The 7309-nt window shown below is 72.8% G+C and carries 7 protein-coding genes; 6 read left to right on the top strand and 1 reads right to left on the bottom strand.

Annotation, left to right across the window (positions count from 1 at the left end; translation table 11 throughout):
* Positions 1 to 1907: sulfatase (locus E1182_RS31340; RefSeq protein ID WP_165942739.1), on the top strand; the 1907-nt coding region annotated here is incomplete at its 5' end.
* Positions 1908 to 2082: 175 nt separating this feature from the next.
* Here E1182_RS31340 and E1182_RS27830 read toward each other — a convergent pair.
* On the bottom strand, positions 2083 to 2421 hold the full coding sequence (locus E1182_RS27830; protein ID WP_371687612.1) for a hypothetical protein: 339 nt from the start codon (positions 2419 to 2421) through the stop codon (positions 2083 to 2085).
* Positions 2422 to 2519: 98 nt separating this feature from the next.
* Here E1182_RS27830 and E1182_RS27825 point away from each other — a divergent pair, with 98 nt between their 5' ends.
* From E1182_RS27825 to E1182_RS27805, 5 genes are all read left to right on the top strand, one after another.
* Positions 2520 to 3020 carry a hypothetical protein gene (locus tag E1182_RS27825; protein WP_207921542.1) on the top strand — a complete coding sequence of 167 codons (501 nt, stop codon included), beginning with the start codon at positions 2520 to 2522 and terminating at the stop codon, positions 3018 to 3020.
* Between the two features lie 37 nt (positions 3021 to 3057).
* Entirely contained in the window at positions 3058 to 4212 is a 1155-nt protein-coding gene (gene hflX / locus E1182_RS27820) for a GTPase HflX (protein ID WP_132270708.1), read from the top strand.
* A gap of 91 nt (positions 4213 to 4303) precedes the next feature.
* Positions 4304 to 4759, top strand: a complete 456-nt coding sequence (locus tag E1182_RS27815) for a DUF4383 domain-containing protein (RefSeq protein ID WP_132270709.1) — start codon at positions 4304 to 4306, stop codon at positions 4757 to 4759.
* Positions 4760 to 4870: 111 nt separating this feature from the next.
* Positions 4871 to 5422: a PadR family transcriptional regulator gene (locus E1182_RS27810; RefSeq protein ID WP_132270707.1), complete on the top strand. Its 552-nt coding sequence runs from the start codon at positions 4871 to 4873 to the stop codon at positions 5420 to 5422.
* A 30-nt stretch (positions 5423 to 5452) separates the two neighbouring features.
* On the top strand, positions 5453 to 7174 hold the full coding sequence (locus E1182_RS27805) for an acyl-CoA dehydrogenase (RefSeq protein ID WP_132270706.1): 1722 nt from the start codon (positions 5453 to 5455) through the stop codon (positions 7172 to 7174).
* Positions 7175 to 7309 lie beyond the last annotated feature (135 nt).

Genomic DNA, 7309 nt, shown 5'->3' with positions numbered 1-7309 from the left:
CCCACCCCCAGCTTTCGGACGGAGACGGTCCCGCCGACACCGCCCGCCGGCCCGACCCCGCGTCGCCAGCCAGTCCGCCATCCGGCGACGCGTTCCTGACCCCCGGCGACGACACCACGGGTGCCGGGCGTGACGCGGGAGCCGCGGGCGACCGACCCATCCCGGGTGCCGGGCGTGACGCGGAACCGGCCGGTGACCTACCCACTCCACAGGCGAGCGACGACGGCCCGGTGGGCGGGTCGGGGAACGACACCGTGGCGGCCGGGCGGAGCCGGGGACGGCTGCGGTCGGTGGCCGCTGCGGTGACCACCGCGCTGGCCCTCGTGCTGCTGTTCGGGCTGCTGACCGCCCCGAACCAGCTGGACCAGCTCAGTCCGGCGGTGTTCCTGCGGATCCCGGTGGAGGCGCTGGTCGCCGGGGCGCTGCTGCTGGTGCTGCGCGGCTGGGCCCGCCGCGCGGCGGCGGTGACGCTCGGGGTCGGTCTCGCGCTGCTCGCCATCGTCAAGCTCCTCGACATGGGCATGGCCGCCAGCCTGGCCCGCAACTTCAACCTGGTCTACGACTGGGGGTTGCTCGCCGACGCGTACGCGTTCGTCCGTGAGTCGGTCGGCCGCCCCGGCGCGGTCGGCGCGCTCGTCGGATTGGTCGCCCTGCTCGTGGGGCTGCTGGTGCTGAGTGTGCGGGCGATGCTGCGGCTGACCCGGCTGGTGGCCGCGCACAACCGGACGGCGGTCCGGGTGCTCGCGGCGCTGGCCGTCATCTGGGTCGCCGGTGCGACGCTCGGGGTGCCGGTGGCGGACCACCGCTCGACGGCGCTGGTGGAGCACCACGCCCGCCAGGTCGGCAAGGCGCTGCACGACCGCAAGGAGTTCGCGGAGGCGACGCGGGTCGACGCCTTCCGGGACGTCCCCGGCGACCAGTTGCTGGCCGGTCTGCGGGGCAGGGACGTCGTGCTGGCGTTCGTGGAGAGCTACGGCCGGGACGCGGTGCAGAACCCGGAGTACGCGCCCAAGATCAACGCGCTGCTCGACAACGGCTACCGGCGGTTGAACGCCGCCGGCTTCGGCGCGCGCAGTGGTTTCCTCACCTCGCCGACGGTGGGCGGCGGTAGCTGGTTGGCGCACGACACCCTGCTGGCCGGCGTCTGGGTCGACAACGAGCAGCGCCACTCCACCCTCCTGGACAGCGACCGGCTCACCCTCAACCGCGCCTTCGGCCGAGCCGGCTGGGACACCGTCGGGGTGATGCCGGCAGCCCTCCAACCGTGGCCGGAGGGGAAGTTCTTCGGCTACGAGCGGTACTACGACACGGCCGCCCTGAACTATCGTGGCCCGAAGTTCAACTTCGCCCCGATGCCCGACCAGTACACCCTGGCGGAGTTCCAGCGACGGGAACGGGCCCGACCGGACCGGGCGCCGGTCATGGCGGAGATTCCGCTGATCTCCAGTCACTCACCGTGGGGGGCGATCCCCCGGCTGCTGGACTGGAACCACATCGGCGACGGGTCGATCTACAAGCGCCCCACCTCGGTGGCCGCCAACCCGCCGCTCGGCGGTCGCAGCCTCGCCGAGATCCGCGCCGGCTACCGGCGGTCGGTGGAGTACACGCTGAACTCGCTGATCTCGTACGTGCAGACCTACGGCGACGACAAACTGGTGCTGGTGTTCCTCGGCGACCACCAGCCCTCGCCGGTGATCACCGGCCAGAACGCCAGCCGCGACGTGCCGATCACCATCGTCACCCGCGACCCGGCGGTGCTGGCGCGCGTGTCCGAATGGAACTGGCACGAGGGGTTGCGCCCCGGCCCGGACGCGCCGGTCTGGCGGATGGACACCTTCCGGGACCGGTTCCTCACCACGTTCGGCTCGCCGCCCTCGGTGCCCGTCGCCGCCCCGCCGACGCGCTGAGAGCCCGGGTTCTTCTTTGCTCACCGTGTCGGGCCCGCTCTCCCCGGCTGCTCGCGGGGAGTCGGTCCGGACGACTCCGGCCGGCGGTCCTGACGCCGCCGGCCGGGCGCGTACGGCATCACGCCGCCGGCCGCGCGGGGCATGGCGAGGGTACGCGCGGGCGGTGTGCGCGTGGTCAGGCGGCTGCGGCGGTACGCGAGTGGCGCTGCGGCAGGGTGGGCAGCGTCCCCTCCCGTGCCGGCCACTGCTCGTCGTCGTACCGTGGCCCGGTGCGCTCCTGCGGAGCCGCCCCGGCCAGCACCAGCGCGCGCCGTGCGTTGCGGGTCGCCTCGCACGGCCAGGCCTGGCCGTCACAGAGCAGGTTGTCGCAGTGGCCCGTCTCGTCGGGCTGGTGCGCCTCGGCCACGTCGGTGGCGAGCCGCCACAGTAGCGGGTCGGTCACTCCCTCGGGCGTGCGTCCCCGGCCTCGCGGCTGCTGATCGGTCTCCGGCACGGTCTCCCCCTTTGTGGTCACGGGGAAAGTCTCCACCCGCCGCCGGCGTAAACGCAGGGTGACGTGGTCAACGCCACGACGATGCGGTTGACCGGCCCGTGGGTGGGCACCAGCACCCCATGAACCGACACGTGACGGCGCAGAACCTGGGAGCGTGGCTGCTCAAGGGAAACGCCGACGTCGGGGACCTCGACGCCCGGCTCGCCGCCGACCCGTGGGTCGGCGGGTGGTGCGTGCGTCCGGGCTACCGGGTGCGGATGATGACCGGGGGGCAGCCGGTCGTGCTCTGGGCCAGTGGCAGCCGCCGGGCCCGGGGCTACGGCGTCTGGGGAGTCGGCCGGGTCACCGGCCCGCCCGTACCGGGCCGGCCGGGACAGCCGTGGACGGTACCGCTCGACCTGGCCGTCCTCGACCCGCCGGACCGGGTGCCCCGTGCGGTGCTGCGCGCCGATCCCCGGCTGGTCGGGGCCGAGGTGTTGCGGCAGCCGATGGGAGCGAACCCGTCCTGGTTGACCGTGGCCGAGTACGCCGCGCTGTGTGAGCACCTTCCGCCACCGGGAGACCGGACGGGTCGGGATCAACCGCCAACCGGTCGGCATGGTCCGGTCGGTGCGGGGTAGCTCCCGTGGCACCCGAACGAAGGTGAGGCGGTCGAGCATGGCGGGTTCGTGGTTGATGGGCGACAGCGTCCGGCCGGCACCGGGGCAGCGCCCGACGGCCGTGCTGGTGGCGGTGCGCCCACAGGACGGGGGCGACGGCACCGGGCCGGGCAGCGAGACCTCCCTGGCCGAGCTGCGCCGGCTCGCCGACACCGACGGGCTCACCGTGGCGGAGGCCGTGGTGCAGAGCCGGCCCCGCCCCGACCCGGCCACCTACCTGGGGTCGGGCAAGGTCGACGAACTGACCGTGGTCGCCGAGCGTACCGGCGCCGACGTGGTGATCGCCGACGGGGAACTCAGCCCCGGGCAGGTGCGCAACCTGGAGGAACGGGTCGGGGTGCGGGTGGTCGACCGCACCGCCCTCATCCTCGACATCTTCGCCGAGCACGCCCGTACCAGCGAGGGGCGGGTGCAGGTGGAGTTGGCGCAGATCGCGTACCAGCTGCCCCGGCTGCGTGGCGACGGACGGTCGATGTCGAGGGTCGGTGGTGGGCGGATGGCCGGCGGCGCGGGCATGGGCGTGCGTGGTCCCGGTGAGATGCGGCTGGAGACGCAGCGTCGCCGGCTGCGGGACCGGGCGACCCGGCTGCGCCGCAGCGCGGCCGAGGTCGGCCGCCGGCGGGAACGCACCCGGGGCCGGCGGGCCCGCAACCAGGTGCCCTCGGTGGCGCTCACCGGTTACACCAACGCCGGCAAGTCGGCGTTGCTCAACCGGCTGACCGGCGCGGACGCGCAGGTCCAGGACGTGCTCTTCGCGACGCTGGACCCGACGGTGCGCCGGATCTCCACCGGCCAGCTCAGCTACACGGTCACCGACACGGTCGGCTTCGTCCGGCATCTGCCGCACCAACTGGTGGACGCCTTCGGCTCCACCCTGGAGGAGGTCACCCGCAGCGATCTCGCGCTGCACGTGGTGGACGCCGCCGCCCCGGACGCGCTGGACCAGATCACCACCGTGCATGGCGTGCTGCACGAGATCGGCGCGGGGAACGTGCCCGAGTTGCTCGTGCTGAACAAGATCGACATTGCGCCGCCGGAGTACGTCGGGGCGTTGTGCCGGGCGTACCCGGAGGCGGTGCCGGTCTCGGCGCGGACCGGGCAGGGCATCGAGGCCCTGCGCGCGGCGTTGGCCGCCCGACTGGCCGCACGGTGAGGAGCGGACCGAGATTGCCCCGGCTCGCCGGGTTTGGGGCGGCCCGTCCGGGGCATCCCCGGGCACACGAACGTCAACGGGGGTGACTGAGATGGTGAACCGGCCCGGTACCGGGCGCGGGACGGGGGCATCCCCGGTCCGTCGCGCCGCGCAGGTCGTCGGTGTGGTGTTCCTGCTGGTGGGGCTGCTCGGGTTCATTCCGGGCATCACCACCGACTACGACACGATGAAGTTCGCCGGGCACGAGTCGCAGGCGAAGCTGCTCGGGCTCTTCCAGGTGTCGATCCTGCACAACATCGTGCACCTGCTCTTCGGCGTCGCCGGGCTCGCCCTGGCCCGCAGCGTGTCGGGTGCGCGTTCCTACCTGGTCGGCGGGGGCGCGATCTACCTGGTGCTCTGGCTCTACGGTCTGGTCGTCGGGCACGACAGCCCGGCCAACTTCGTCCCGATGAACACCGCCGACAACTGGCTGCACCTGTTCCTGGGCGTCGGCATGATCGCCCTCGGGTTGGCGCTGACCCGGCGGCCGGGCGGTTCCCGGCACTGACCTTCCGTCCCCTGTCCGACGACGCCGCGCTTCCACCGGAGCGCGGCGTCGTCGTGTGACGGATCCCCGCGAATCTTGCCTATGCAACTTGTTGCATAGCAGGATGCCGGTATGGCCCTCGAACACGCGATCCTGGTCGCCCTGCTGGAGCAGCCGGCATCCGGATACGAGTTGGCCCGCCGCTTCGACCGCTCCATCGGCCGGTTCTGGACCGCCACCCACCAGCAGATCTACCGGGTGCTCAGACGGATGGAGACCGACGGCTGGGTCACCGCCGAGCAGGTCGACCAGGAGGGTCGGCCGGACAAGCGTCGCTGGTCCGCCGCGCCCGCCGGCCGGGCCGCCCTCACCGAGTGGCTGCACGCGCCCGTGCAACCCGAGGCGGTGCGGCACGAACTGGCCGTCAAGATCCGCGGTGCGGCCTTCGCCGACCCGGCCGGCCGCGCCGCGCTCGTCGTCGAGGTCGAGCGGTACCGCGCCGACCACGAGGCCCTCCTGGCCCGCTACCTCGCCGGGGAGCGCCGTGACTTTCCCGACGTCGCCGCCCCGGACGCCCGCGCCGCGCTGCAGCACGTCGTGCTGCGCGGCGGCATCGCGTACGAGCGGATGGTGCTGGCCTGGCTCGACGACGTCCTCGTCACCCTGCGCGCCCTCGACCACTGACCCGACCCACCATCCTCAGGAAGGACCCCCATGCCGGCGTCGCCGCTGCTCAACCCGCACACCTACGACCCCGCCCACCTCGACCCCGAGTCCCGGCGGCTGCTGCGCGCCACCGTCGACTTCTTCGAGCAGCGCGGCAAGAAGGCCCTCGTCGACAGCTACAACCGGCACGACTGGTACGGCGACTTCCTCGACTTCGCCGCCAAGGAGGGCCTCTTCGCCGCCTTCTGCACCCCGGCCTCCGACGGCGGCGGCGACCCGGCCAAACGGTGGGACACCGCCCGCAACGCCGCGCTCAGCGAGGTGCTCGGCTTCTACGGCCTCGGCTACTGGTACACCTGGCAGGTCACCGTCCTCGGTCTCGGCCCGGTCTGGCAGAGCGCCAACACCGCCGCCCGGGCCCGCGCCGCCGCCCTGCTCGACTCCGGGCACGTGATGGCCTTCGGCCTCTCCGAGCGCAGCCACGGTGCCGACATCTACTCCACCGACATGCTGCTCACCCCCGACGGCGAAGGCGGGTTCCGGGCCACCGGCGGCAAGTACTACATCGGCAACGGCAACGTCGCCGGCCTGGTCTCCGTCTTCGGCCGCCGCACCGACGTCGACGGCCCCGACGGGTACGTCTTCTTCGCCGCCGACAGCCGGCACCCGGCGTACCGGCTGGTGCGCAACGTGGTCAACGCGCAGATGTTCGTCAGCGAGTTCCGCCTGGAGGACTACCCGGTGCGCGCCGAGGACGTGCTCCACACCGGCCGGGCCGCCTTCGACGCCGCGCTGAACACGGTGAACGTCGGCAAGTTCAACCTCTGCACCGCCAGCATCGGCATCTGCGAACACGCCATGTACGAGGCGGTGACCCACGCCCACAACCGGGTCCTCTACGGCCGGCGGGTCACCGACTTCCCACACGTACGCCGCGAACTGACCGACGCGTACGCCCGCCTGGTGGCGATGAAGGCGTTCAGCGACCGGGCCGTCGACTACTTCCGGTCGGCCGGTCCGGACGACCGCCGCTATCTGCTGTTCAACCCGATGACCAAGATGAAGGTGACCACCGAGGGCGAGAAGGTGATCGACCTGCTCTGGGACGTCATCGCCGCCAAGGGCTTCGAGGCCGACACCTACTTCGACAAGGCCGCCCGGGACATTCGCGGCCTGCCCAAGCTCGAGGGCACCGTGCACGTCAACCTGGCGCTGATCCTCAAGTTCATGGCGAACTACCTGTTCGCCCCCGCCGAGTTCCCGCCGGTGCCGACCCGCCACGACCCGACCGACGACGAGTTCCTGTTCCGGCAGGGCCCCGCGCGTGGCCTGGGCGAGATCCGCTTCCACGACTGGCGGGCCGGGTACGCCGCGCACGCCCACCTGCCGAACGTGGCCCGGTTCACCGAGCAGGCCGACGGACTCCGTACGCTGCTCGCCGGGCACGCCCCGACCGAGGAACAGCAGCGGGACCTTGACTTCCTGCTCGCCGTCGGGCAGCTCTTCGCGCTGGTCGTCTACGGCCAGCTCATCCTGGAGCAGGCCGCGCTGACCGGCCTGGACGCCGACCTGCTGGACGAGATCTTCGACATCCTGGTGCGCGACTTCTCCGCCCACGCCACCGAACTGCACGGCAAGACAGCCACCAGCGACGAGCAGGCCGCCTGGGCGCTCGCCCACGTCCGCCGCCCGGTCGCCGACCCGGAGCGCACCGCCCGGGTCTGGGCTCAGGTCACCGCCCTGGTCGGGATGTACGAGATGAACCCCTGACAGAGGCGCCCCGCCCGGTCGGCCCCGGCGCCGGCCTCAGCCGGTCGGCGTGGGCGGTGCGCAGACTGCGGCAGGCTGCGGTGTCGCGGGGGCGGGGCGGCGTCGGGTGGTCGTTGTAAGGGCGTACCTGAGGGG

The organism is Micromonospora sp. KC721 (assembly GCF_004348355.1).
In the GTDB taxonomy this organism is placed as follows: Bacteria; Actinomycetota; Actinomycetes; order Mycobacteriales; family Micromonosporaceae; genus Micromonospora.
Note: the sequence above shows the minus strand (reverse complement) of the source record. Positions and strands in the feature narration are given on the sequence as shown.